At 58.8% G+C, this 24,755-nt stretch carries 32 protein-coding genes; 3 read left to right on the top strand and 29 right to left on the bottom strand.

Going from position 1 to position 24,755, the window contains the following annotated elements; all coding sequences use genetic code 11:
- The first annotated feature begins 1,123 nt into the window (after positions 1-1,123).
- From AC3ZU9_RS17505 to AC3ZU9_RS17495, 3 genes are all read left to right on the top strand, one after another.
- Entirely contained in the window at positions 1,124-2,299 is a 1,176-nt protein-coding gene (locus tag AC3ZU9_RS17505; protein ID WP_490091091.1) for a tyrosine-type recombinase/integrase, read from the top strand.
- A 101-nt stretch (positions 2,300-2,400) separates the two neighbouring features.
- The gene (locus AC3ZU9_RS17500; RefSeq protein WP_490091090.1) at positions 2,401-2,766 is read left to right on the top strand and encodes a hypothetical protein; all 366 of its coding nucleotides are present in this window, start codon (positions 2,401-2,403) and stop codon (positions 2,764-2,766) included.
- 78 nt (positions 2,767-2,844) lie between these two features.
- Positions 2,845-3,045 (top strand): hypothetical protein, encoded by a 201-nt coding sequence (locus tag AC3ZU9_RS17495; RefSeq protein WP_490091089.1) that lies wholly within the window; start codon positions 2,845-2,847, stop codon positions 3,043-3,045.
- Positions 3,046-3,257: 212 nt separating this feature from the next.
- Here the strand turns inward: AC3ZU9_RS17495 and AC3ZU9_RS17490 are convergent, their stop codons facing one another.
- The 29 genes from AC3ZU9_RS17490 to AC3ZU9_RS17350 all read right to left on the bottom strand — a co-directional run bounded on the left by AC3ZU9_RS17490 (position 3,258) and on the right by AC3ZU9_RS17350 (position 24,744).
- Complete coding sequence (locus AC3ZU9_RS17490; protein WP_490091088.1) at positions 3,258-3,791, bottom strand: glycoside hydrolase family 19 protein; 534 nt, start codon at positions 3,789-3,791, stop codon at positions 3,258-3,260.
- A 39-nt stretch (positions 3,792-3,830) separates the two neighbouring features.
- Positions 3,831-4,373, bottom strand: coding sequence for a tail fiber assembly protein (locus tag AC3ZU9_RS17485; RefSeq protein WP_490091087.1), 543 nt, complete (start codon positions 4,371-4,373; stop codon positions 3,831-3,833).
- Positions 4,370-5,668 carry a hypothetical protein gene (locus AC3ZU9_RS17480; RefSeq protein ID WP_490091086.1) on the bottom strand — a complete coding sequence of 433 codons (1,299 nt, stop codon included), beginning with the start codon at positions 5,666-5,668 and terminating at the stop codon, positions 4,370-4,372. The genes AC3ZU9_RS17485 and AC3ZU9_RS17480 overlap by 4 nt, the downstream gene beginning before the upstream one ends.
- Position 5,669: 1 nt before the next feature.
- Entirely contained in the window at positions 5,670-6,311 is a 642-nt protein-coding gene (locus tag AC3ZU9_RS17475) for a baseplate wedge 1 family protein (RefSeq protein ID WP_490091085.1), read from the bottom strand.
- A complete protein-coding gene (locus AC3ZU9_RS17470) occupies positions 6,311-7,531 on the bottom strand; it encodes a baseplate J/gp47 family protein (protein ID WP_490091084.1) in 1,221 nt (406 codons plus the stop codon). The genes AC3ZU9_RS17475 and AC3ZU9_RS17470 overlap by 1 nt, the downstream gene beginning before the upstream one ends.
- Complete coding sequence (locus AC3ZU9_RS17465) at positions 7,524-7,874, bottom strand: contractile injection system sheath initiator (protein WP_210482362.1); 351 nt, start codon at positions 7,872-7,874, stop codon at positions 7,524-7,526. The genes AC3ZU9_RS17470 and AC3ZU9_RS17465 overlap by 8 nt, the downstream gene beginning before the upstream one ends.
- On the bottom strand, positions 7,871-8,578 hold the full coding sequence (locus AC3ZU9_RS17460; RefSeq protein ID WP_490091083.1) for a Gp138 family membrane-puncturing spike protein: 708 nt from the start codon (positions 8,576-8,578) through the stop codon (positions 7,871-7,873). Before AC3ZU9_RS17460 ends, AC3ZU9_RS17465 begins: the two co-directional genes overlap by 4 nt.
- 47 nt (positions 8,579-8,625) lie before the next feature.
- Positions 8,626-10,041: a baseplate hub protein gene (locus tag AC3ZU9_RS17455; protein WP_490091082.1), complete on the bottom strand. Its 1,416-nt coding sequence runs from the start codon at positions 10,039-10,041 to the stop codon at positions 8,626-8,628.
- Positions 10,038-10,346 (bottom strand): phage baseplate plug family protein, encoded by a 309-nt coding sequence (locus tag AC3ZU9_RS17450; RefSeq protein ID WP_490091081.1) that lies wholly within the window; start codon positions 10,344-10,346, stop codon positions 10,038-10,040. The genes AC3ZU9_RS17455 and AC3ZU9_RS17450 overlap by 4 nt, the downstream gene beginning before the upstream one ends.
- Complete coding sequence (locus AC3ZU9_RS17445; protein WP_102642878.1) at positions 10,346-11,002, bottom strand: phage baseplate protein; 657 nt, start codon at positions 11,000-11,002, stop codon at positions 10,346-10,348. The genes AC3ZU9_RS17450 and AC3ZU9_RS17445 overlap by 1 nt, the downstream gene beginning before the upstream one ends.
- 2 nt (positions 11,003-11,004) lie before the next feature.
- Positions 11,005-12,282 (bottom strand): hypothetical protein, encoded by a 1,278-nt coding sequence (locus AC3ZU9_RS17440; protein WP_490091080.1) that lies wholly within the window; start codon positions 12,280-12,282, stop codon positions 11,005-11,007.
- Positions 12,272-12,427, bottom strand: a complete 156-nt coding sequence (locus AC3ZU9_RS17435) for a DUF6889 family protein (RefSeq protein ID WP_490091079.1) — start codon at positions 12,425-12,427, stop codon at positions 12,272-12,274. Before AC3ZU9_RS17435 ends, AC3ZU9_RS17440 begins: the two co-directional genes overlap by 11 nt.
- 11 nt (positions 12,428-12,438) lie before the next feature.
- Positions 12,439-12,840, bottom strand: coding sequence for a hypothetical protein (locus AC3ZU9_RS17430; RefSeq protein ID WP_490091078.1), 402 nt, complete (start codon positions 12,838-12,840; stop codon positions 12,439-12,441).
- A 3-nt stretch (positions 12,841-12,843) separates the two neighbouring features.
- Positions 12,844-13,251 (bottom strand): hypothetical protein, encoded by a 408-nt coding sequence (locus AC3ZU9_RS17425; RefSeq protein ID WP_490091077.1) that lies wholly within the window; start codon positions 13,249-13,251, stop codon positions 12,844-12,846.
- A gap of 12 nt (positions 13,252-13,263) precedes the next feature.
- The gene (locus AC3ZU9_RS17420; protein ID WP_210694236.1) at positions 13,264-14,406 is read right to left on the bottom strand and encodes a DUF3383 family protein; all 1,143 of its coding nucleotides are present in this window, start codon (positions 14,404-14,406) and stop codon (positions 13,264-13,266) included.
- An 18-nt stretch (positions 14,407-14,424) separates the two neighbouring features.
- The gene (locus AC3ZU9_RS17415; protein WP_490091076.1) at positions 14,425-14,970 is read right to left on the bottom strand and encodes a phage neck terminator protein; all 546 of its coding nucleotides are present in this window, start codon (positions 14,968-14,970) and stop codon (positions 14,425-14,427) included.
- Positions 14,967-15,338 (bottom strand): hypothetical protein, encoded by a 372-nt coding sequence (locus AC3ZU9_RS17410; protein ID WP_490091075.1) that lies wholly within the window; start codon positions 15,336-15,338, stop codon positions 14,967-14,969. Before AC3ZU9_RS17410 ends, AC3ZU9_RS17415 begins: the two co-directional genes overlap by 4 nt.
- On the bottom strand, positions 15,335-15,934 hold the full coding sequence (locus AC3ZU9_RS17405) for a hypothetical protein (protein ID WP_490091074.1): 600 nt from the start codon (positions 15,932-15,934) through the stop codon (positions 15,335-15,337). Before AC3ZU9_RS17405 ends, AC3ZU9_RS17410 begins: the two co-directional genes overlap by 4 nt.
- A complete protein-coding gene (locus tag AC3ZU9_RS17400; RefSeq protein ID WP_490091073.1) occupies positions 15,935-16,354 on the bottom strand; it encodes a DUF4054 domain-containing protein in 420 nt (139 codons plus the stop codon).
- 43 nt (positions 16,355-16,397) lie between these two features.
- Entirely contained in the window at positions 16,398-16,712 is a 315-nt protein-coding gene (locus AC3ZU9_RS17395) for a hypothetical protein (protein ID WP_490091072.1), read from the bottom strand.
- A gap of 68 nt (positions 16,713-16,780) precedes the next feature.
- Complete coding sequence (locus AC3ZU9_RS17390) at positions 16,781-17,809, bottom strand: DUF2184 domain-containing protein (RefSeq protein ID WP_490091071.1); 1,029 nt, start codon at positions 17,807-17,809, stop codon at positions 16,781-16,783.
- A gap of 5 nt (positions 17,810-17,814) precedes the next feature.
- Positions 17,815-18,309 (bottom strand): structural cement protein Gp24, encoded by a 495-nt coding sequence (locus AC3ZU9_RS17385; protein ID WP_490091070.1) that lies wholly within the window; start codon positions 18,307-18,309, stop codon positions 17,815-17,817.
- 2 nt (positions 18,310-18,311) lie between these two features.
- On the bottom strand, positions 18,312-19,490 hold the full coding sequence (locus tag AC3ZU9_RS17380) for a DUF2213 domain-containing protein (RefSeq protein ID WP_490091069.1): 1,179 nt from the start codon (positions 19,488-19,490) through the stop codon (positions 18,312-18,314).
- Entirely contained in the window at positions 19,475-19,702 is a 228-nt protein-coding gene (locus AC3ZU9_RS17375; protein ID WP_490091068.1) for a hypothetical protein, read from the bottom strand. The genes AC3ZU9_RS17380 and AC3ZU9_RS17375 overlap by 16 nt, the downstream gene beginning before the upstream one ends.
- A 24-nt stretch (positions 19,703-19,726) precedes the next feature.
- Positions 19,727-20,542: a phage head morphogenesis protein gene (locus AC3ZU9_RS17370; RefSeq protein WP_490091067.1), complete on the bottom strand. Its 816-nt coding sequence runs from the start codon at positions 20,540-20,542 to the stop codon at positions 19,727-19,729.
- Between the two features lie 121 nt (positions 20,543-20,663).
- Positions 20,664-22,031, bottom strand: coding sequence for a DUF1073 domain-containing protein (locus tag AC3ZU9_RS17365; RefSeq protein ID WP_490091066.1), 1,368 nt, complete (start codon positions 22,029-22,031; stop codon positions 20,664-20,666).
- Between the two features lie 34 nt (positions 22,032-22,065).
- On the bottom strand, positions 22,066-23,616 hold the full coding sequence (gene terL, locus AC3ZU9_RS17360; RefSeq protein WP_490091065.1) for a phage terminase large subunit: 1,551 nt from the start codon (positions 23,614-23,616) through the stop codon (positions 22,066-22,068).
- Complete coding sequence (locus AC3ZU9_RS17355; protein WP_102624718.1) at positions 23,616-24,089, bottom strand: DUF2280 domain-containing protein; 474 nt, start codon at positions 24,087-24,089, stop codon at positions 23,616-23,618. The genes terL and AC3ZU9_RS17355 overlap by 1 nt, the downstream gene beginning before the upstream one ends.
- A gap of 31 nt (positions 24,090-24,120) precedes the next feature.
- Entirely contained in the window at positions 24,121-24,744 is a 624-nt protein-coding gene (locus AC3ZU9_RS17350) for a putative metallopeptidase (RefSeq protein ID WP_490091064.1), read from the bottom strand.
- Positions 24,745-24,755 lie beyond the last annotated feature (11 nt).

Below are 24,755 nucleotides of genomic sequence, written 5' to 3'. Positions count from 1 at the left end.
CAGGACGCCGGGTTAGCCGCCCCGCGCCATGGATGGCGCGTGGCGGCGGCCCACGGATTCAAGCCGGAGTGAGGGCACACCGAGCCTAGGCGAGGTGCCGAGTGTTGGGGCGAAGCGTTTTTGGTTACTTTTGGCGCTCTTCCAAAAGTGACCCGCTGTAAGAGCGGAACCATAAGCCGCCGTTACCTAAATAACGGATATGTACCCTGTCTGATCCAACATCCAGGTCAGCTGTCAGGCCGCCACGGGAGCAAGCTCCCTCGCCACAGGTCCTGCGCCATACCCAGAATTGTGTAGATACCGATGCCTCGATGGCGCTGAATCAGTCACCTGATGAATCGACTGACACACCGCTATCGGGGGCAAGCCCCCTCCCACATTTGGATCGCAGCCTAACCGTTAGATGGCGCTCGGCTGTCAGGCCGTCAGCGGGAGCAAGCTCCCTCGCCACAGGTCCAGCGCCATAGCCAGAGTGGTGTAGATACCGATGCCTCGATGGCGCTGAATCAGTCACCTGATGAATCGACTGACACACCGCTATCGAGGGCAAGTCCCCTCCCACATTTGGATCGCGGGGTAACAGTTAGATGGCGGTCAGCTGTCAGGCCGCCAGCGGGAGCAAGCTCCCTCGCCACAGGTCCAGCGCCATACCCCGAGTCGTGTAGATACCGAGGCCACGATGGCGCTGAATCAGTCACCTGATGAATCGACTGACACACCGCTATCGGGGGCAAGCCCCCTCCCACATTTGGATCGCAGCCTAACCGTTAGATGGCGCTCGGCTGTCAGGCAGCCGGCGGGAGCAAGCTCCCTCAACACAGGTCCAGCGCCATACCCCGAGTCGTGTAGATACCTATACAGCGAGGGACGGTATGCGCGCCAAGGGATCAAGCTGTTAAACTCGCCGCCTGCCAGACACCGACCGAGCTGAAAACACTGTGGAAATCTTCAAGAATTCCACGGTTGCCTCCCACCAAGAACCACCTCGAATCATTATCTCCATGAGCGCCCGCAAGTCATAACGTTAGGCGTATCACCGCGTACCACTCAATGCCTTCCCAATGCAAAATAGTTAGTACATTATCCAGTACATCAAAAATTCAACGCACGGAGCAATGTACTAGTGGCACTCACGGACACAGCAGCCAAGCAGGCAAAGCCCAGGGAAAAGGGATACACCCTCCCCGACTCTCTTGGCCTTTCACTCTACGTAGCGCAAAGCGGCGTTAAGAGTTGGCATTTTCGATTTACATGGCTTGGAAAGCAGGTGCGCATCTCGATCGGGACTTACCCGGAGACAGGCCTTAAGGAAGCGCGCGCACGCAGAGACGAGGCGCGAGAGGACATCGCGAATGGAGTAGATCCGCGCGATTCAAGAAGGGAAAAGAAAGCCGGGATGATCGCGGCAGGCGGCCAAACCTTCCGTCGCGTCTATGACGAATGGATGGCGTTCAGGAAGGGGAGCATTTCGCCGGGCACCTACAGGGTGATCAGCAATGCCATGGCGCTGGATGTTCTACCTACGCTTGGCGATCGGCAGATCGACGCTATCAAGCGCGCCGATGTCATTGCGCTGATTCGCCGGGTGGAAAAGCGGGGATCGGTAGCCACTGCCGTGAAGGTCCGTCAGCGCATGAGCCAGGTGTTCAGCTATGCCATCGCTACCGGCGTCATTGAGGCGAATCCCACCGCCGAGATGCATGCCGTGACCGAGAAGATGGGCCAGCACAAGCCGCACCCATTCCTTCCGTTCAGCGAAATGCCCAGGATTATGGGGGCGATCCGCGACTGCGCCTCAGGCCAACAGCTGAAAGCCGCGCTGATGTTGATGATCTACACCGCTTCTCGTCCGGGTGAGGTCCGACACGCCGAATGGTCGGAAATCGATCTGGACGCAGCAATATGGACCACGCCTGCCGCGAAAATGAAGATGCGGAGGGATCACACAGTCCCGCTATCGACACAGGCCATCGCAATACTCGAGAGCATGCTCCCCATTACCGGCGACAAACGGTACGTGTTCATCAACCGCAACAGCACCACCGCACCGATCGGGACCAACTACGCCAACAACGTCATGGATTCCTGTGGGCTCACGGGAATACAGTCGCCGCATGGATTCAGGCACCTGTTCTCTACCGAGATGAACCACAGGGGATATAATCGCGACTGGATAGAGCGACAACTCGCGCATGCAGACGCCAGCATTATCCGTGATGTTTACAACCACGCCTCCTACCTGGAGCAGCGTAGGCCGATGATGCAGGAGTGGGCGGACCTCATCACGATTAATTCATGAGGGGCACAGCGCCCTCCCCGGCGTCCTGCCGACGAACACCACTCCCAAATCCGCCACACCTCGATTACTGTATGCGCATACAGTACTTGAGTTTACCAAAGATGAACGACATCGACGAAGACACCTCCGCGTGGCTTGGCTGCCCTACGCCCCTGGAAATGTATCAGCACCAGTGCGCGCTACTCGAGGACGAGCTGATCCAAACCGAGGCCATGCTGCGCAAGGCGCGGGCCAATATAGCCGGCCTAGTGCAGATGAATGACCTACTCGCCACCGGCAAGGCGTCAGTAGAGGCGGCACTTAAGCAAGCCCTTGAGCGCATATCGGCCTTGAACGATCAGGCTCCAGATAACTTGAGCTTTCGCCCCATCGATCTGATTACCGGACAGCGCGATTACCTTTTTCACGAGAATCAGCGTCTGCTGATGGAGCTGCGAAAGTTTATGGATCCGACCCCATCAACCTAATTTGGCCAGATTCTCAAGCGCTATAAGCGTATAATGCCAACCCTGTTTATCTGAACGCCAACGGACTGGAGAGCTAAAATGTTTGCACGGCTAAAAAATATTGTTGCGCCTATTGGGGATGATGCCGAATGCTTTCGTGAGTCCTTCGAAAAGCACCGAGCGGAAAAATATACAGATCCCGGCCTTTCTCGGACAGGAAAAAGCTACACGGATGAAAATGTCCAAGCTGATTGGGTTGATTGGGTAGAGCTTTGCCGCCTAAATAGAGATGCCTGGTGATAGGCGAAAGTGCCATTCAAAGAACCTCAGCTTAGCCAACGTGCTTTCAATCAATTGAAGAGCTTGATGGTGCCTACCATATCCCAATCTGATGGAGCTGGCATGACTGCCCACGCCGCCATACTGGAAGGCGAATCCCTCCCATGAGCATCCAGTGAACAGACCTATCAAAAGCTCGGATATGTAAGGGTTGGCTTTTTACCCTATAGGAATCATGACAAGGCCTTCAGCGCCTCTTCGTAAAGCGCCTCGCGGTCGTCCTGACCGGTGAGCCCGCCATTGATGCGCCTGGTTATCTTCACGAACTGCCCCTGATCTGCCAGGGTGTTCAATCCGCGGGTGGACCAGAACCAGGCCGCCGACATCGCGGCGTGCGTTGGCTGTTCTAGCAGGGCGGGTTGATTGACCAGGTCCAGGCCAAGCGCTTCACCACACGCCGCATGGTTTGCCCGTCCGGTGATTTGGATCAGGCCACGGCCCCGGTACTTGTAGCCGTCTCCAGGCATAGAGTTGCCCAGGTCTGAACGGCCCTCGTAACCGGCCTGTTGTGCGGTCGGCCCCCAGATTTCCCGCACGTACCTCAATTGACCTGACTCGTGACCAACCTGGGCGATAAATGCAGCAATACGCAGCCTGGTGACGATTCCATACCTGGACATCGCCGCATTCAACCCAGGAACAAAAACGCCGGCTTGGCGGCCGGCGTTCGGGAGGATCTGCAGCAACTGCTGCTCGGTGATCGGCATGGCTTTCTCCAAGCGATAATATTGAAACAGGGCTGAAATTTAGGTTGGCTCTGAGACGGAGAAGCTTAGATCCATCCCACCAGACGGTTTAGCAGGCCAAACCGCATCTTTCGGCCAGCCGACCTGACCGGTAACGCGCCCCAACAAGATCCCGTACTGTTTCCATTTCGTCAGCTGGGTTTTACGCACTGGCAGCTCAGCCTCTTCCTCCGGAGTAGCCCAGAACTCTTCCGCGTCCGGATCATCCTTTGCATCGATAGCGTCCTGTAGCGTTGAGATTCGAGCAGTAAGCGCGACTTTTTGGGCGCTACACTCCTGTGTAAGGCCGGCCAGAACTGCACTTTGTCCGGCGAGAATGTCAGCTGCAGTAGGGGGAGGAGAAACAGGATCGCCGGGAGGACCGTCTGCTGCGGGCCGAAACACAGCGCCGTCAACCAGTTGCTCCATAGAAGTGAGGTTTACCCACGCCTTGACGCCGAAACGCGAGCCGTCCTGGTTAAACCAGTACCAGACCGCCCATCCAAGGAATATCTCGGCAGGCAGAGCGTCACCACCATCCGACATTTCAACTTCGTCGTTCATATGCTGTCTTCCCATCCGAAGGCGCTGAGGCTGCTGATTGTTGCATTAGATGCATAATAGACATTGGCACTTTCAGGAATTATCCGGACTAGCGAGTTATTCAGGTTTGAATTGGAGGATGCATTGCTTATGTTGCACATCGGCAAGTTTGTAGAGGAATTCACGGCACCGTAGCTTGCGCTGGGCGCGACAATTACCGCGGTTGCGGCGCCTGCGTTGTAAGCCCCCAAGTAAATTACAGCATCAGTTGGCGCCAAGAATGGTGCTAATGGCACCGATGTCCAAGTCGGAGTACTTGGGTTTCCTGAGGTGCCGGAGATAAGCTTCGGCAGACCAGCAAGGTTTCCACCAACCACGTATTGCCCAGCGCGGCCTTTCTGCAAGTAGCTGAGCGGGAATCTACTACCCGTAGCATCCGTAAAGTCTCGGGAAACGCGGGCTCGATGGGTGTACCCCGCGGGTAAGCTGGTCGCTGGGCTTGCGTCCGTAGTAATCCATCCGGTCGGGGATGTGCCGTTCCAGATGACGTGAATGTAGTAAAGAGTTGAGGCAGCCTGACTATTCGCTGCTCCCACTGCTAGACCACCTGCTCCCGCCACCGCAAAAGATGCAGTGCAGGAAACGTTGCGCAGCGTCATGTATTGACCAGTATCGGACTCGACCTCAAGTTCATCAGCAGTGATGTTGATTATTGAGTTGGTTCCCGATGCTGAAACTCGAAGATTAAGCGCTGCTCCGCGAACCCCCACCAAATTCGAGTTTGCCACTGGGAGCTGATCCAGAAGCACAGCATCGGTACCGTCATACTCGATATCAGCAAGCTGGTCGATCGCGAATATGGCAGCAACTTTAGCGCCGACCGCGTTGTACTGTTTGAGGGATTTTGCACCAGCCCCTGAAATATTGATGGTGTCAGTCCCGGTGCTGGCGCGATTGAACTTCACGCGAAACCGCTGACCAGCCGAATAGGCCGAAATCGCCGGGGACGGTGTGAGCACCAGTGCGGCCGAGGGGCCTGTCGTGGGGAAAGCGGTACCGGCCTGGTTTTGCTTCAGTTTTAGAAGAGCATCGAAAAACTGGGACGCTCCAACCTTATCTACCGATCCATTGGGGGTTATCCCTGCCAACGAAAGGAGTGACTGAAAAAAACCTTCCTTGTCGTTTGCCCAATCCTGTTCCAAGTAAGAGCCATCTTTCGCGCCGGGTGCTGTTCTATTTTTGAACGAGCCCTGCGGGTAGTCGGCCGACGGATTGTTGTATCTGCCCGGGTAGCGCTCATTAAGCTTCAGCGACATGTTAAGCCCCTATATATCCTGCAAATTCTGCGTCTTCGTCACCAAATTCAGCGTCCATATCGCCGAACTCGACCATTTCGAACCCCTCAAGGAATCCGTTAAATTTCACTGCTTGCGGCTTTGGCACCAGCCCGGCATTGAGCAAGGCGAACCGTTCAAGGTTGGTGATTTGCCCGTAAAACTCGATGCTGAACGACATGTCCTCGCCGTCAGTTACGCGCAGAACATCCGCCCTTGGGAGTAGGAAGTTCATGCCGTCGAGGATGTTTTCTATGGTGGCGTCGCCATTGTTCTTGACGATCTTGGCCTTGATGACCAGGCGGTAAAGCTCGTCTGAAAGCTGCCCATCCTGATCAATCGTCAGGGCACTGAACATTGCCTCATCGTCACCAAACTCATCGCCGTCTGTAAGGTCGAAAAGGCCTGGATTCATTGGTATGGAACCAACGAAGCTGCGCGGCGCCACGACGATCCTGCCGATAACGTTAAGTTGTTCGCCAACAGCGGTATCGATGTCGTAGCTCTTGCGCACAGCCTGGGCTGCTGCCTCGATGCTGCCGCCAAGAGCTCTCGCTATTGCGTACCAGGCCACGGCCTTCGGCTTGTCGCGGTACTGCGCGTAAATTCGGTCTGGGATGTTCATCACGTGATCACTACGGTGATGTTGCTCTCCGTCCACCTGGACATCTGGTTGTAAGCGATGGCGACGTTGGTCTGGCCGCCGTTGAGGCTGGATGAAGGCAAGTCAACGTAGCTGTCACCGTACGAGCCGATGACCTTATTGACTGGGGTGAAGATGGTGCTGAATGGCACCGTCTCACCGATGTCGAATCCGTCGATCTTGAAGCCGACATCCGCCGGGATCAGGTCGCCGGCGGCGTATTCCATCATCGCCTCCTTTATAAGCTGGTCGGCGTTCGGTGGAAGTGAGCCGTCGTTGACGACATGGATAACGGGCAGCATGTCTACGTAAATTGGGCGGCTGGCGCGAATTAGCTTCTTGTTGGTTGGATACCTCGGTGAAGTGACCTCAACCTGAAACGGAGTGCCAGCCTGGTAGAGCCGCGCGCCCGGGTTCTTCTTCAGATAGATCGCCATTGCGACATCGTCGTCAGTACCACCATCTACGACGGCTGCGATTGACTTGGGTGGAAGTCCGTATGGATTGTCGGCAGTCACGGCTGCTGAATTGGTGTCATTTTCGTACACCTTTACCCTGCGCACGCCGTCCACGCCGAACAGCTCACCGATCATGGAGTCGATCTGATTGTTACCTGGCTTGCCAACTGCCGTAGCTTGGGTCACGCGCAGCTGTTCGTCGCGCTGACCGTCAGTACCTGGTGTTGCGGGCGCGGCGTTTGTAACGCTGGCCAAACCGGCAACCACGTCCACGATGCGGGTGATAGTTCCCGCGTCTGCCTGGGTAGGTCCGACGACTGTGCACGTCGCGTTGACGGTCGCCGATCCAAGGGAGTCAGCAGTCACAGCCTGGTCGGTCGCCCAGCGACTGCCGGTGGTTACCGATTCAAAGCGGTTTCCTGCCTGGATTGGCGTGCCAGGGGTGGCGGTGATTGTCAGTTGCACGCTGGATCGAGACCCGCCGGAACGGATGGTGCCGGTCAGCGAGCAAATGATGTCGAGATCGTTGCCCTTGGCCTTGTTCGGATCTTTCGAGTTGTAGGCCTGCTGCAGCGTCTCGTCGAGCGCATAGAAGATCTCGGAGTCGTGCGCCATCTTCAGGCCGTCAGGCGTCGAGGGGTCAAGGTTCCACAGCGGGTCGATGTCCAGGTAGAACTGCCGCTCCTGGGCGAACCAGTCGTTTTGCGTCTGTAGCACGTAGCCGGTCGAAGTCAGGCTAGCCATTCAGTGTTACCTCTTCCAGGCCGAACTCGGTGAGGATCCCAGCGGTTACGCTGTATTTGCGGTTTTCGATATTGAAGTCAGCGGAGAAGCTGGTGAGCCGAATCACGCCGGGCGTATTGGCGATTCGCGCCCTGAGTGCGGCCTCAGCCGTCGAGAGGCTGGTGAACTTGCCCAGGATCTGCTCGTACCACGGCGTGCCGTCGGTGATGTCCCGGAAGTACTCGCCCAGGAATAGCCGGAGCCGGGTTAGCACTGTCTGGGCAACCTCGGACTGGCCGGCAATGAATTGCTGCCCACGGGTCACGATGTCGCCCGTTTCGTCGTCCAGTCTGCGTACGGTCATATGATTGGCTCATCCGAAATCTGGTTGCCACGCGTGACGCCTTTGGTTCTGTGCGTGTTTAGCGATATGCCAGTGGCCGTAATGACGTCACCGGCTGGAGTGATCTTCAGCCCGTTGATCAGGAACGTGCCGTCGGCCTGCAACTGGAAGCTGCCGGCGCCGTTTTGCATCAGGGCTGTGCCGTCGGCAAGAACGTTGAACCGAGCAACCCCGTTATCCATGGAGATGCTGTTGTCATTCTTCAGCCACACGAACTGTGTGCCGGCCCGGTTGCGCATGCGCACGCCGTTGTTCTGGAACTCGGGCAACACATTGGGTTGCGATCTGAACCCCGGCAGGAACATGGCGTCCTGCATGTTGTGGAACCGCCCGATCGGGTTGGCCGCCACCCCGCCGCTCTGCACCCAACCATCAATGCAGCGCTGGGAGAACAGGATGTCGCCCTCACAGCCTGAGTCGATCTGGTACTCGACGCAGTAGTCACCACCGGGGAAGTAGACTGGCACCTCGATGATCGGTGGGATGGTGAACTCTGCGCCGTTGATGTCGACGCGAGCTATACCGGGCTGCACCTGGGCGAGCTGCTTGACCGGGTCGAATGTCAACACGTGACCCGGCAGCGATGTGCATACACCCTTCAGGATCTCCCGGAAAGAATCGCGGATCAGCTTCGCCTGCTTTGCGCGGCCTTCTGACTCAAGCATGCCTACCTCGGATTCAGTGAACCCGTGGGGCGGGCCTGGTTAAATGGTCATCGCACGAACTGCTGCCCGCGCATGTAGGACGTGTTGACGGATGCGACTGCCTCGCCACGGGTGATAACCCCGTTGCGATTCACGTCTAGGCCTGAGTTGGCGGCGTACTCGCGCTGATATGGGCCACTGTCACGCTCCCACATCACATACGAATCCGGGCGCCCCACTGCCGCAGGCCAAAGGACTGCCAGGTACGCATCGCCGAGATTTCGGATACGGCCCGCGTAAGGCTTGTAGTACGCCTCCACGTAGTCGAGCTGGCGAACTGCGGTCATTCGGGCAAGCTGGGCGGTGGATGTGCCGACCCCGCGCGCCGACGCCTCCAGGAACTGGATGAGCCCGGTTGCGGTACTGCCTGGGTTTCTGGCGGCTGGGCTGAAGGTGTAGCCCGTCTCGAACCCCATCACTGCCATGAGCCAGTTTGGGTCGAAGGCCAGTCGGTCGCATATCTCGCGCACCTTGACCCGGAAGGCTTGGTCTACCCTGGCGCCCCAGATCAGTTTCCCGTTTTGCGGCGTTGCGGTCTCGGTAGCCGCCGGCGTGGTGCCAGCGCGCAGGCCATCGATCTCGGTTCTCCAAAGGTCACTGTGGGAATCACCGGAGTGCTTCATGGCGAAAATGTTGTACTCGCCGTTGGCGCTGGCGTCACCGCTCAGTTCGGACACGAAGAGGTTGCCGGTGTTGAACGTAGCGAACTCGCTCTCTACGTCGATCTTGCCGTTGATGCGCAGCGCAGGGTTGAGTTGCACCGCCACAAACACGCCGAGACCGTCAGGCCCCCTGGAGACCTCTGGGATGCCGATCATTCCGCTGAACTGGTCCACCCTCACCGTAGTTGTGGTGCGCGGCATGTTCGGCTTCGTGACGACAATCCGCCCGCGGTCCTGCATCCATTCGAATTTGTAGGCGTATGCCAGGTCAGTCATGGCTTGCGGGATATCCCCGTCCACCACCAGCCCAGACGATAGCGGCTTCGCGTCGGCGAACTGAGCGTTGTCGATATCGATCGGAAGCGGCCATGCGGCGGCCAGGGCGCGGATCACTTCCTCCACCCTGGTGCCAATGCCGAACGACAGCTGGGCAGATGCTCGGTCAACCGCCGGCTGCCCTGACCGGCAGATAAGCCTGGTAATGATCTCCGGCGCGCCTGGCTCCCTCTCCCGCAAGGTGTTGGTCACAAAGCCGGTGAATATAGCGTCGACGTTGTCGTCGTACCCAGCGCGCAGCACGATGCTTGACCGCTGAGCGATCGCGGACCCCTTGTTCATGTTGTAGAGGCGGATGTCGGCGAACGACAGCGCGTCACCTGGGGAGATATCGATGTTGAACTGGATGCGGAACTGCCGGCGGCCGGACTGCAGACCAATGTAGGGCTGGCCGTTCACGTCAATCGACCAAACACGCTCTCTCATGTTTCCACCAGTGGAGGTATCCAGACGAGGAAGTTATCTATGCCAAGGTTATTGAGGGTCACGTCTTTGCCGGTGAAAACCATCTGCCCGATACCGGAACGGTAACTCTGGATGATGTCGCTGCCGGGCTCGAGCATTGCACCGGCCACGATGCGGCTGCCGTCACGCAGGAGGTTCATGGACCAGGCCGGCGCATCCAGGTAGGAGATGAAGTCAATTTCAAAGTCGATCAGGTTGTCACCGAGCTGTACGCCAAAACGCTGGTGAGCGTTGGCGGCACCGGCGCGTAGCGGGATGGTGTACATCAGACGACTCCGTCAAGGATTCCATTTACCGACTTTGAAACGCTGTCGGATGCTTCTTTGGCGATTGCCTGTCCGCGGTTGATGGCGCGGGTCAGCGCCGACTTTGACGGGTCTCCGTCGCGCAACTGGTCAGGCGTGCACTGGTAGTCCCGCTGTATGCGGTCCAGATCGATGATCTCCTGCATCTCCACGATGAACTCCAGGCCACCCTCGTTCCTGGGCTCTTTGGTCCTGGACAGGCGCGTGATAGCCATGTTCTTCAACAGGATGTCGCCGGCGTCGATGTCGAACGGGTCGTACGACTTCATCAGCCAGATCAGGAAGTCGAGAGTTGTACTGGCGCGCGTCTCGTCGCTCCCTGCCAGCCATCCAGCTGAAAGCCCGGCCACCGTGGATACGATGGGGTTGTCTGTCAGATTGGAAAGCGCGCCGCCGAGGAAGTCCGTCAGCTGAACCTTGACCGGGTTGTTGCTGATTGCGCCGGTCATGGTCCACTTGAAGGGGTTCAGGATGCGATGGTCTGAAATCCTCACGCCCGATTCAATAGGGATAGAGGTGATCGTTACCGTCGCCTCGAACGTGTCTTCCAGAACCGCATCGAACGAGTAGCCAGCAATGGTCGGGGCCTTGCGCGTGAAGATGTTGATAATGCTCACGGCTATCGCTCCGTTGTGGTCTTCAGGTCGCCTAGCGTTTCGTAGTTTTGGCGCTCGTTGACCTGGTTGATCTTGGTTTCGAGGGCCTGTCCGTCCAGCTCCAGCGTGATGCCTAACTGGTTTTTCACGTTGATCGGCGTGCGCGCCAGAACACCGGCAAGCGCTTCGGCCGATGCTTGGCGGTCTTCGTCCGGCGTTGTTCCACTAGTAGGCGGCATGCTGTCAGTTGCTGACCGGTCCCGATGATCCAGGTAGTCGATATCCTCCTGAGAGCGCTGAATCTGACCCGAATAAACTTCCGGGGCGGCCCGATCAACGCCGAAGAGCTTGTCGAACATAGGGTCAATGTAAGGCGTCATGAGGTCGGCAAGGCTGATTGCCATGCCGATCTGACCAGCACCTTTCAGCGCGCCGCCTATGCCGCTCAACCCGATCTTGGAAATCCCGGCACCAGCGACCGTCGCTGCAGCGCCGATTCCGATACCAGCCGTTGCCTGTGGGTTTTCCGCCAGGGCATCAATGCCCTTGCTGATCTCCGGCCGGTATTCCTTGAGGAAGTTGTTAACCCCCTCAGTCGCGCCGATGAGGCTTGGCAGAAACTTCTCTGATAGCTCGTTCTTGACGCCCTCGATGATCAAACCAAACGAGGCCGAGCTATCGGCAAGCTTTCTCGCGTTCTCAGTAAGCTGGTCAACGCTGCCGGTCATCGAACTCGCGCGCTTCATGGTTGCGTCAAGATTTTCGACGCCGCCAGCCAGGGAGCGAAAAACCCCATCGGACAAGCCAAGCGAGCTTTGTACGACCGACCGCTGGCCCTCGTTCAGCTTTGGAATCATGCCCGACAGTGCGCGCATGAATTCCTCACCCGTGTTCGTCTCATAAAGCGAACTCACATCGATCCCGGCCATAGCCAGATCATTGATTGGTCCAGCCTCACCTTTGAGACGCAGGTTGTTCTGTATTTCTTCAAATCCCTTGATGGTGTCCAGCGCATCGGACGCCTCGCCCCCCATCAGCTTCACTGCGCTGCCGAAGCTGTACACCGTATTCATGGAGGTGCGGAGGTTCTGCGTAGACATTGCAAGCTTATCGACACGATCAGACACGCCCACAACGGCACTCGCCGCAAACCCAAATGCTCCAACCAAGGCCGCCGAAACACCCAACGTCTTAGATTTTATGCTGCCCAGGCTGGCATTTATCTTCTTGTCGCCCTCCTCCAGGGCTTTGGTGTCCCAACCAATGCCGATCAGGAATGACTTCAGAACCTTAGTTGCCATTCTTCGCAGCCTCGTATTGATCCCACAGTTCGTCCATGGCTTGGTTAAAGCGCTCGACGCTGGCTAGGGAATGGGTTCCGTCTTCAAGTTGCGCCCAGGTGCATAGCGGCGGGCAAACGCCAACGATCCCGACACAGGGGCGCATCAGGAACCAATTTACTGCACTGCGCTTTCCGCGCCCGGCTGCCGAGCGCCTTTTTCGCCGCTTGGCAGCCAGTCGAAAAAATCGGAGAGGTTCCAGCGCAGCAGCTCGGCCAGCAGCTGGTTGTACTGCACCATCTTGCCGCCGAAGTCGGCGACGGTGATGGCGCGCTCGGTCCCGTTGATGAATACCCGAGTCATGAGGATCTGCACGACCTGGGCCTTCACATCCTGGCGCATCGACATGAACATCGAGCTCAGAACACCGTCGTCTACGTCGATGCCCTCCCGTGCCGCAACATGGAATCGCTCCAGCACGGCGCCGGACAGCAGGGACATGAGGCGGTCTTGATCGACAGCGCTGGCCATAGCGGCGTTGTACTGCACTCCGCCAATGGTGAATGGTTTCACGCTCATCTATCAGCCCCTTGTCGCTTCCCAAATGTTGAACTGCATCGTGAACTGGTCGTCCGTGATGGTTGAGCCGGCCCGACCGCGCTGGCCGTCGTTCACGATCACGCCTTCCGAGCCCAGCGCCGTTTCCAGCGTGCCGATCTGGGTGAAGGTCAGCGTGATGTTCGCGTTCGAGTTGAGCAGGCCCTGCACGTATGCTGAGTCGGACGAGCCCGGGTTGAGGTAGACGTTCACCTCGCGGCCAGGGTTTTGGCGGTCGAGGCGGACGGCGTTCCCGCCCTGCCCCCGGCGCAGCTGGCTGCGCGGATCAATCGGCGCATCCGTGTACGGGGTAGCAGTTTCGCCCCAGTCTTGGATCTGCCGGCCATTGATGGTGACGACTGTCAGGTCGTTGGAGAAATTATTCAGGGACATTCAGATCACCTATTAATAAACGTCAAGATCAACGTCAACCACATGGATGGCGCCGGCGCGGAACAGGCGAATTCTTAAAGGGGCAGCTTTGCGGGCGCTCCGGTCTGCATCAGACAGATCGAGTATTTCCTCAGGCTTGGTAAGAATTTCGAAGCCTGACGTGTATTTTTCGAGGCCGTCGTCCGGATCGATGTAGTTTCGCGGCCCGAGATAACCGTTACCGATGTAACCCTGCGAGAAGGCTCTTGCGGCGCCGATCAGCACTGCTTCACCCACTGGCGTCTGCTTCAGCTTGGTTGGCTGATTGGCATCAGCGTTGTACAGAGCGGTGGTGAGCCCATTGATGTACGCGTCCAGGTTGACTACATCGTCGATGAACTCGCCATAGGTGCTGTGCGTGACGGTGTTGATCCATCGGCCGGAATCGGTAGAGCCCTGGTTGTCCACCACTGTGTAGAAGACGGCCTTCTTCTTGTCGTTTTGCATCGAGGTGTAAGCAGTGCCAGTGAGAGACTCTGCCGGCACGCCCGGGGACTTCTTGAACTCACCAGTGATGGTTGAGTTATCAGCGCTGTAATTAACCGCGGCGAAGTGCTTGGCCAGTGCTGAACCGGAGTACGGATCAGTGGCATGCGCTGCGGTATAGACGTGACGAAAGCCAGCGGTTGTAAGCTGAGTGGCGATATCATCGGTGTCGGCAGGGTCGCGGATCTCGGCTGCCGATGCGCCGGTCTGGTTGTCGATGAACATGCTGGTGTTGTCTTCGCACCATTGAGCGATAGCCAGCACATCAGCTTTGACAGCAAGGATTGGCGCCGTCCACATGGTCCAGTACCACCAGAGCAGGTTGCGCGCCTTGTTCAGGGTCGCCGCGCGGGTCGCATCGGCGGTGGCCACGCCATACACCTTCAGTTCGCGAGTAGCGGGCGTTCCGCCAAGCCAGCGCTGGGCCGCCTTGTAGGTTTCGGTGGTGTCGGCGAAGTCTTCAGACAGCGCGACCAGTGTGAAGTACGTCCGGTACGTGTCCGGCGCGAAGCCAACCGGCAGCTCGAGTTGCGGAGCGAACAGCATGGCGCTGGCAAAGTTCGCATTGCCCAGGCCGGCCGGGCTGATCCGGGCATTAATCCGGATGATGTTGGTAGCTGGATAGCTCACTGTGCTAGCTCCAATGGGTTATGTGGGGTCGAATTCCACGGTAAAGGTGTCAAGCACCCGTGCCTTCTCGTTCTGAAGCGCAACTTCTACGCTCAGGATGTTGTTCACAACCGGCAGGCTGCTGGTTTCGTACATCAGGCGGATGGTGATCTGCGCCCGCTGCTCGAAGTTGGCCGACTGCAGGCTGGTAAGGTTGTTGACGGCGTCGGTGCTGTTCCAGCCGATCTTGGACTTGAACAGCATCATGCTCACGTCGGGGCGCTTGTTGGCCTGCTTCAGGCGCTCGGCGTACATCAGGGCCTCGCCGCGATAGAAGTTGATGCTCGCCGAGCACATGATCTGCGCTCGCACATCGACCTCTACCTGGTTGCCAGGGATATCGCGCGAAACGATATTGGCCTGCCCGCGCTCGCTGACGGACTGCCGTGGCGTGATCGTTGCGTAGGCCCCTTGTGGTGCAGGCATGCTGCCTGGGCCGATCTGATCAGCCAGCAGGCACTCAGGCACGCCGGTCGCGAGCATCACTATCGGTCGCAGTTTCTTGAACAATTCTTCGTTGGTCATGCTGGGCCACCTGACTGATCGTCAATTCGCATGACAATGACCTTGCAGTAGTTCCGCCAGTAGCGGTTGTCTACCTTGACGGCCTTCCACTGCTGTCCCAAGAACGTCCAGGTGCCGGTCTGGTCGATCAGCTGCATGTCGCCCTGGTTGATGTAGATCCGGCGCGCGTCGGTGATCCGCTCGCCGCCCTGGCGCAGGAAATCGACTTCCCTGTCACTTGCAGGCTGGATGTTCACGATGTAAGGCGATGTGCTGGGCGTGCCCGGCGTCCATATGCCGTCTACCCACGCGCCGCCAGTGTCAACCGTGCGAGATGCCTCGACGCTCTCGAACACGCCATCGATCTGGCCCTCCATATTCAGGCTCATTCAAGACCCTCCGATGCAGGACCGACAGAAACTTTGTGCGTGACTGCCTGGCGCAGCGCGCCGGTATCAATGAGCGGGTTTGAGCTTTTCTTCTTGCGGATCGTTGATGCCGCGTTCGGCGGGGTCTTGAGCTCGGTCATGTAGACCTTCACCGCGCCCGCCGCCACGAGGCCGACCATCTCCAGGATCTGATCCATCGATAGGCCAGCCTCCATGCCGTCCTGAATGGTGAGCAGCACCTCGGGCGTGGCCTTTGCAACACCTGGCTCAAGCCATGGGCGCGCCGGGATCTTGATTTCATGCGCCGGGGTCTTGCCCAGCTCCATGTAGCCCTTCCCTGCTTTAAGGAATCGGACCTCGTCACGGTCAGCGGCCGCCTTGCTGGCATACCCGTATGAGGTACCGCCCGGATGTTTGATGTTCGCGCCGAATTCGTTGATCGCACCGAGGCTGGCCATAGTCAGGTCTTCCGACTCGACATTGCCGGCCTCTTCATGGATGCCAATCAGGACGACTTTATTCGACTTGAGAGCGTTCAGCTCCTTTGCCAGTTCGTCCTGCAGCTCCTGAAAGCCGTGAACTGTTAAGTCGATCATCTAAACCGCCTTGGCACCCATCCCGGCGCGCTTCTTGAGCCTGTAGAACTGCTGGCCGTAGTTGGTGTAGGTCAGCCAGTCGGTGCCCGCGTCCATCATCTGCGGCACGCGGTAGGCGATCGATTCATCACCGACCGACTTCTGGGCCACGTTGAGACGGGCCTCAGAGTTTGGCGTGCCGTTGGCGCCGAGCGTGGCAAAGTTGGTTGCCAGCCAGTGAGCGGCGTAGTACTGCATGCCGCGCCACTTGAAGTTGTCGCAGGTCAGTTCCAGGGCGCCCCACCGGCTTGAGCCGGTCTCGGTACCAGCCTCGCAAAGGGCCTCAACGATGTACTCGTCGGGCCACTTCACGGGATCTTCGAACGCCTTCAGCACGGGATTGCTGCGGAAAGCCGCAATCATCTCGGGGGTGATTAACATGGGCTCTCCGACTATGAATGAGTGGGCGCCAGGCGCCCGGGTGTTACTGAGCGGCTTGCGCCTTGGCGATTTCTTCGCGCAGGCGATTTTCGCCCCAGGTCTTGTTGACCTTTACGCCGAGTGCTTCGGCCTGGGCTACCAGGTCTTCGTCGTCGCTCTCGTCGGCTTCCAGTTCGTCCGCGCCAACGCGGCGCAGATCGCCGTTTTGCAGCAGGGCCTTCACGAAATCAATCTTGGCCACAGCGTCCGGCACTTCGACTGCTGGGTTTTCACCCGGCAGGATTGGGTAGCTGGTCTCAGTGCCATCCACCAGGTGGTTTATGGTGATCAGTCGTGCTGCTTCGTTCTTCAGGAACATGTCGAATCCTCGCCCGGAATCATTGGCCGCCGCCCCGGGCATAGCGGAGGCGGCCATGGATCGGCTGGTTAGAACTGGTCGCGGTATGCGCCAGAGAACGGATAGCGGAATTCAACACCGCTGATCTTGTACTCGCACGGCACGTTGACCTTCAGGTTCACCATCTGCGGCGCCAGGGAGCGCCATGGGATCGGTACCTGCATGCCCAGGTTCTCGTCGTTCAGCTCGTAAGCGACGATGCGGTCTTTGTTGCCGTTGGACACGCCGGCGGCGGCCAGCTGTGCAGCGGACAGTTGCAGGCGGCTGAAAATGTTGATCGGGCGACCGGTCAGCGCAGTGAACTGGTTGTTGGTGCGGAAGTATTCCAGGATCGTCTTGTCGGTGATGGTGCCCATCCGCTTATTCGAGATGAACGCGAAGCGGGTAGCATCCAGGATGATCGTGTCTGGAACGTGAACCGTGGCCGAGTTGATGTAGACGTCAACCAGGATCTTGTTCAGGTCGGCGACGATCTGGTCACCTGTGGTTGCCGGGTCATACCAGTTCAGCGTGGAGTTCGACAGCGCCAGGTTTGGGTTGTTGAACAGGCCGGTCATGTTTCGAGCAGCGTCACCGAAGTAAGCCACGCGCTGGGTGTGCTCCTGGGCGCCACGGAACGCCAGTTTGGCCTTGGTGGTGTCCAGAGGGATGCGCAGCGCCTGAGACTTGCGCAGCTCGTCCAGGCTGTAGCCGTACTTGTTGCCGGCGTAGCCAATCGGCACGGCCGACTTGTTGGCGTTAATGGCAACGTCAGGCAGGTCGTCGGCGTTGGCGCCGATGAATTTGCCGATCGTCACGCCGTCGTAGCTGATGTAGTCCCACTGATCCACCCACTCCGGTAGAGAGGTGTCTACAGGGATCAGCTCCATGTAGTTGATCGCGGCGTACTTAGCCTCGTAAATACGAGATTCCAGGCTGGCCAGCTGGCTGATGTAGAACGCCAAACCGTCGTCAATGGTCGGCAGACCGTCGATGAAGGTCACTTGGTGAGCGTCACGGCCGATCTGTTGCGCGATAGCGGCATCGATGGCTACGACGATTTTTTTAAGCTGGGTCATGTCGATTAGCCCCCGACCTTGAGAGAGATTTTTGCCAGTGCGCCGGCGCCGGCGGAGCTGACCCATTTGGCGTTCGGGATCAGGACTGCCAGAGTGGCGGCAGCGCCGACAACGTTAGAGAACTGGCCCTGGTTGGCGCCGGTGCCGTCCCCGACTACCAGGTAGACCGGATCATCTTTGGCGACTGCTACGCGAGCAGTAACCCAGATTGGCGCCATGGTCTCGACGGTCATGTCGCGCTTGGCGACGGCCCCGAAGACATCAGCCTGGGTGTAGGCACGGTTCAGCTCGCGGCGCACAACGCCGATGAACTGGGCGGCGGTCGAAGCGGCTACCGGCAGCTTGGCTCCGTCGTCACCATCGGTTACTACGCCGAGGCCGTACGCGATGTTGACGGTGCCCTTGTTGACCTTGGAGACGCCGTTGGACACTTCGCCATCAGCGACCATGCCCGCGTACGCGACGCCGTGGTTGATTGCGTTACCACCTTGAACTGGCATGGTTAGGCTCCTTTCTGTTTGTGGGCGGACGACAAGCTTTTCTTGTGCGCCTGGTACGGGGTCGGTGCGGCGTCGGTGGTCGCTGCATTGGTTGCACCGTCCTTCGCCAGCTGCATGAACTGGGCGAACATCGCGGCGGTGTCACCGGTTGGCATCTTCGGCTTCTTGTTGCCGTTCTCGTCCTTGTCGTCTTCTTCGTCATCCTCCTTGTCGGATTCGGCGTCGAAGGCGGCTTCAACGTAGCCGGCGGACTTGTCCGACCAATCACGCTTAGGCAGGGCAACAGCCAGCGCTGCGCGCTTGATCTCGATCACGTCGAGGCTGTCGCAGGTGAAACCGTCGCCGGCAACCTTGCGTGCCATGGCCTGGGTATTGCCGATCAGCACGACGCGAGCATTGATCGCCTCGTCGCTCGAAGCCTTGCGAGCTTCGGCCAGGTCTTCGGTAGCCTTGTCAGCGGTCGCCTGGGCCTTATCAGCCTTAGTTTCCGCATCGGTGGCACGCTTCAGCAATCGGTCGAACGAGTCGGCGACCACTTGGGCGTTCGCAGGATCAGCAACATCAACGCTGCGCCCGCTATCGGTGGTGATAAGTACAGGCATTGTGTTGCCTCCTGAGGTGTGGTCGAAGACGCGAGCGATGCCGCCGGCCCTCGCTTTGGTAACCACCGCTTGGTGGTTGATGATGATGTTGCGCTGGGTGTACTCGTAGTCCTGGCCGTCAGCAGTGGTGCCGGGGCCGTGGACGTATTCAGCGGTGTAACCGGCGGACAGTTCGCACTTTCCGGCGTTGATGTCGTCGATAGTCTTCTGATCCTTGATGATCAGATCGCAGACAACGAAGTCGCCGTCGCGACGACCGGCGCCGCGCACCTCACCGACAGTCACGGCCTTGTAGTTCTTCGCGGTCACCAAGTCCTTGGGGTGGTCATTGGTGACTGTTGCGCCGTCATACGTACTCAGCGACGAGTCGTTGAACACCTCACCTTCTGGTCGGTACACGCGAACGATGCGGTTCGGGTCGCCATCGAGGCCAAGCTCGCTGGCCAGGTATTCCTGAATTCCGGTGCGCGCCACCCGGCCAGGCACCTTGAGGAAGCCCTCGTCGGTGTATTCCCGGTGGGTGATGCGGTGACTGACACGGTCGAAGACCGTACAGGCGGTCATTACCGCTTCGCCCATGCAAAGAGTTCGTCGGGATTCTCGTCGTCAACCGGCCGCACGCATGCGTAGGTGCGATGGTCGTTGCCGTCGAGGCTTCGGCCATCTTCGGTCTCGGGCAGCGACTTGATATTCGCCAGGTCGCCCAGGGTCATCTGCACAGAAATGTGGAAGCCGTCGGTGTCGAATTCCGACTCGGCGCCGGTCTCGATGCACTTAACCTTGATTTTCATGATCGTTCTCGTCGCTGGAATGAATTAGCGGTAGACGCCCGGCGCTGTGCGGCCTGCGTCTTGGTTGGCCTTGACCTCGCGTGCACTCACTGGGCGCGCGATGCATCGGCATTGATAGTCGGAGCCAGGTTTTATCGGAACGCCCTTGCTGCTCAGCGGTAGGTTGTCCCAGCGGTATATACCTTTGCCGTACGCGGTGACGGTATTGGCAATCTCCCAGTGACGATCCCTGACACGCTCGTCGTCAGCATCGACCCACTGGAAATACTCGAACCCTGCGCTCGTCTGCTGCTTCTCGGCGATCTCGCCCTGAATCTTGGATGTTTGGTCCCTGGCGATCATCTTGGCGCGGCGCTGCGTGACGCCGTACTGCTCCTGCAACGCCTTCTCGATGTAGCTGGGCCGCATACCGGCGCGCATGTTCGCCATCACCTGGGTCTGCACCTCTTCGAGGTACTTCCCGGGGATAGATCTGATCAGCTGAGCATTCTGCTGGGCAGAGGCCTTCAGGTAGTCCTGCATGACCTTGTTGCCGCTGAATACATCGATGCCGACCGATCGCTTCATGTCGCGCTCGGACTTCTTAAGCGCGGCCTGCACGAAGTCAGCAGCCAGCCTTCCAGCGATTGAGCCGAATCGGTCTGACTGCCATTTGTCCATGAGGCGACCCATGGTACTGAGCACCAGGTCTGACCAGGCGTCAGTCGTGGCCGTCGCGTCCCGCGTGTACTCCGGCGCGAGCTGGCGAGCCAGCGGCATCACCTCCTTGGTGATGTCCGCCTTGACCTGCTTCACCAGCCGCTGCAGCTTGGCGTTGTACTGGATGCCGATCATGTCCATGGATCAGTCTCTCGGTACCGGCGGTGGCGCCCTGGGGGCGATCAGTGGGCGCCTTGGCGGCTCAATGCCGTGAGCGCGCATCTGCTCGAACGTCGGGTTCCGATTGAACGGCAACCCCAACTTACGTTTCAGCTGGCTTATCGTCATCGTCATCCACCGGGTCGTTGAACATCGTCAGGTCTTCGTCCTCTTCCAGGGCGGCGATCTTGTCGTCGTCGAACTGGTAGAGCTCTTCGGCCTGCAGGCGGCGCTGGATCTGGCTGGTGGTAACAATCCCGCCGTCCTTGTAGAGCAGGTCGGTTTCGGCCTTGGCCTTGTTGGCGGCGGCGATCTGCACAGCGTCTGGTTGCTGGAAAGGGTTCCAGACATAGTTGAAGTCGTCGTTCCAACTTCCCGTAGCCGAGCGCACCAGCACCTCGTCGATCTGACGTAGGCCTGGGTCAACTTGAACCAGGCGCTTCGACGATAGGGAGTTGTGGTAGTTGTTCATGTCCCCTTCACCGCCGTTGCTGAGGCCTTTTGCAGCCTCACCAAACAAACGGGTACCAGGGATGTCAGCTGCACCGCTTAGCCAGGTCATGAGCAGGTCAAGCACCGGAGCAACCCCGGAAAGGTCCAGGGTCTTGCGGTCGTAGGTCTCGTCACCATCCAGCAGCGCCAGGTTGATCGACGACTTCATCATGCTGAACAGGGCGTAACGCGCCGTGATGGCGTCGTCCTGATCGCTTGCCAGCTCATCCGAGAGGCCTTCGCGCTTGATGATGTCGACGTTCGCTTCCTGCATCAGTTCGGCAATGCCGTCTTTCGATGCGACGATGTCCATCACGTCGTCGAGGCACTTGCGCAGCTCTGAGTCACCCCAGCCCTGCGTCTGTGCGCGCTGGCGGCGCGGCAACTTGGCACCAGCGAACCGGGCAAAGTGCGTCCAGTGGATCATCTGGGCGCCGGCGGCGATGGTGTAGAACTCCGGCTGCAAGTAGTTCGCGGCCAGGATGTTGGTCTGGTTCAGGTCCATCGCCGTCATATCGAAGCGGTCGATGACCAGTAGGCGATACAGGTCGCCTTTCTTGATCTTCTCCGGCTTGAGCGGCTTGGTCAGGTCCTGGTTGGTCAGCATGAGGATGCCGGCACCACCGTACAGGCGCGCCCAGCTGGTTGCCTCGCTCACCATAGCAGGAAGTTGCAGGCGGTCTTCCTCGGCCCGGATCACGTCCGCGTCGTCGCACTTGAGGGTGCGCCACTCGCGGGTCATGTCCTCGGCTGGGTAGTCAACTATCGCCCGGGCAAGCCAGCTGGTTTGATATGCCGCGTCCAGCTGCTGGAAGTCGTTCAGGAACCCGTACTGGAACTGGTTGTGTGAGCGCTTGGCCTTCTGCGTGCCCAGGCCGGACACGACGTTCACCAGGCCGTCACTCGACGACTTGATCTGCGCCTCGTACTTCTGAGCGGCCCGAACAAGGGCTTTGCCCAGCTTTTTGTCTGCTGGCACTAAGCCCTTCTTGCTCATGGGGTCACCGAATTGGTTATAGAAGGTCGCGGATCGATCGCTTGCCCTTGATGTAAACCTCGGACAAGGCGTCGATCATCACGTCTGTCTGATCGTCGTACTTGTGGCTGTCGTCGGCGGTGAAGGATGCGACCTCACACACGAACTCGTAGTTTTGGCTGTCGTCGTAGGGCAGGCACACAAGCTTGGCAGCGTGGAAGCCTTGCACATCCAGGGCACGGGTCAGCTTGTCGCGATCCCGAGGGACTGGCGTCACCTTGAGCGGCAGACGCTTCTCCATCTCCTGGATCAGGCCGGTACCGCTGGATTTGTCCTCGACGTAGACCCGACGCAGGATTCCGTTGGCCTTCCCGTTCTTGGCCCAGGCGCCTTTGACGAACGCCTCGAACTCTCGACGCAGCGTCTTGGCGTCCATCCGCCCGCGCTTCATGCCAACCCGGTAGATGCGGCCCTCGAACACGCCCCACTCAGCGAATACCGTCCAGTCGTTCCAGGTGTTGGTCTTCTGTGCGGTGTCCGCAGTGATGAAGCGGTAGTCGAACTTCTCCGGCAGTGGCAGATCGGCACCAGCATCCACGTCGCCGTAGTACTGGAAGTCGTCAGCCGAGAAGATCCCGCCATCTAGCGTGTCGGGGTCCTGCATGTACTGGCTGCTGAACGTGTACGGGTGGGCCGTGCGGAGCGCGATCAGGTCGTGAACGCTCTCTTTGGCCGGCCAGTACGACCAGTAGCCGTCTACCTGCTCCGACCCGCACACGCTCTTTATGCAGCGCTCGCGGATACCGTCAGGCAGTGAATCGATATATTCCTGATTGACCAGGGCCGGGATCTTGATATGCAGATCGATCTTCAGACCCATGCCGCCAGACAGCAGGAACGCGGTCGAGTCATCGATGTGGCCGCGCTGCTGGATCGCTACGAATGGTGTGCCGCTGTGAGCCTTCCGGCTGCGCAGGGTGTTCACTAGCCGTGTGTGCGACTTGCGGCGCTTCGCCTCACTGAAGAGGTCGTCGATCTTGTCCCAGTCATCCGCCTGGATGTGGCCGGTGTAACCGTCACCCATGTAGCCGCCACGGACACCCGTGATCTGGCCGCCACTTGAGCGACTGAACAACTGGTGGATACGCTTCCCGTCCCGAGCCAGTGTCCAGTCGTCAACCTTGTCCTTCTCGATCTCGAAGGGATAGAACTCGCGGAACTCGGTCGACTTGACCAGGGAGCGGCTGCGCTCACTGTTCTCGTCTACCAGGCTCTTGGAATAGCTTGTGTTGAGGATGCGCACCCGGCGGTGCTTCACCATCGTGTACACCGGCAGGTGCACAGACCAGAACTCGGTCTTGGTTCCGCCTGGCGGGATGTTCACGACGATGTTCTGCGCGTCACCGGCAAGCATCTGGCGGGCGGCGTAGTCAAAGTAGTGGTGGTGCCAGTTCGTCCTGAAGCTGTCGCCCTGCGTGATGTTGAACCACAGGCTGGTAAAGGCCAGGGGGCTATGCTCGCCCGCCGCGACCAAGGCAGAGCGCTCAGCGTGGCTCAGCGCGTCCCACTCGATCGGTTTGATAGCCATCAGTCCACCAGCTTGTCTACCAGGGCTTTAACCAGCTCGGCGTCAATCGGGCGGTCCTTTGCGGGAGTCATCGTCCCGTCGGTCGAACTGAGATCTACCTGCTGCTTGTTGGTGTAGGTGCCACCGGTTTCTTTGGCGGCCTGCTCCAGCAGCTGGGCAGCGAGCGCAATATTCTTCATGTTCTCTGCGCGCTCAGCCATCCGGCCAAGGGCTCTAAGCCTGAATGCCCGGTTCGCGATCGGGATATCTGCTGTGTCGTCACGGAAACGCTTGCGAGTGTCCTCGAACAAGGTCACCCAGCGCTTGGCCAGGAACTTGCCGGAGATCTTCGTGGGGTCGTGCGATTCAACCTTCTGCCGCGTGATAGTCAGCCCGAATTCCTTTTGGACCAACTCAGCCACTTGTGACGGCGTATCGAAGCAAGCCAACGCCTGCACAATAAAGGCCTTCACTTCGTTTTGAAGGACTGCCATAGATTTCCACCTGTCTTATGCCTGTCCAAAATCAGGCCAGCTTGAGCAGGCAGGTTCCGCAGGCCCTCGATATATTCAATTTACCCACCTCGGCGGGCTTGTTTGCAGCATCCACCAGCACCTGAACGTCAGGGCTTGCACCGTAGCGTCGAACCACACCGACGAACTCCTCTACGTCGTGTCCGCGCATCTCAAGCTTGGGCAGGCCTTCCTGAGTGAACTTGGGCGCGCCGTACCGATCTGTCGCTTGGGCAATGTGGTAAAGCTCATGCTCCACCAGGGCACAGAAGTCGGTGTCGCTGCACTCGGCGCAGTAGTCAGCAGCCAACGTGATGATGAAGGCCGGCACCTCGCCGAACCAATCACGCATCTGCTGCTCCATCCGTGCCTTCTGCCAACCGCCGGCGCGGAACGCTACCTGTTCGGCCTGGCCCAGGACTGTCCGGCCCTGCTTGTTAAAGCTCGACGACGCCCACATGATCCGGATGTCTGCATCCAGTAGGTGGGCATGGTCTTCGTTGTGGATGCTTCCGGTGTCGGCAAGGATCTCGGCTTGGAGCCACTCCCACACTTCGGGTGCTGGCGTCAGGCGGATACCGATGTCGGCCAGATCGGAAAGATCGAGCAATGACGTCGGCGGATATGGCCTACCCATAACCTTTTCTC

The sequence above is a fragment of the Pseudomonas sp. A39 genome, assembly GCF_058145955.1.
The sequence above is the reverse complement of the archived record's forward strand: the minus strand, read 5'-3'. Positions and strand labels throughout refer to the sequence as shown.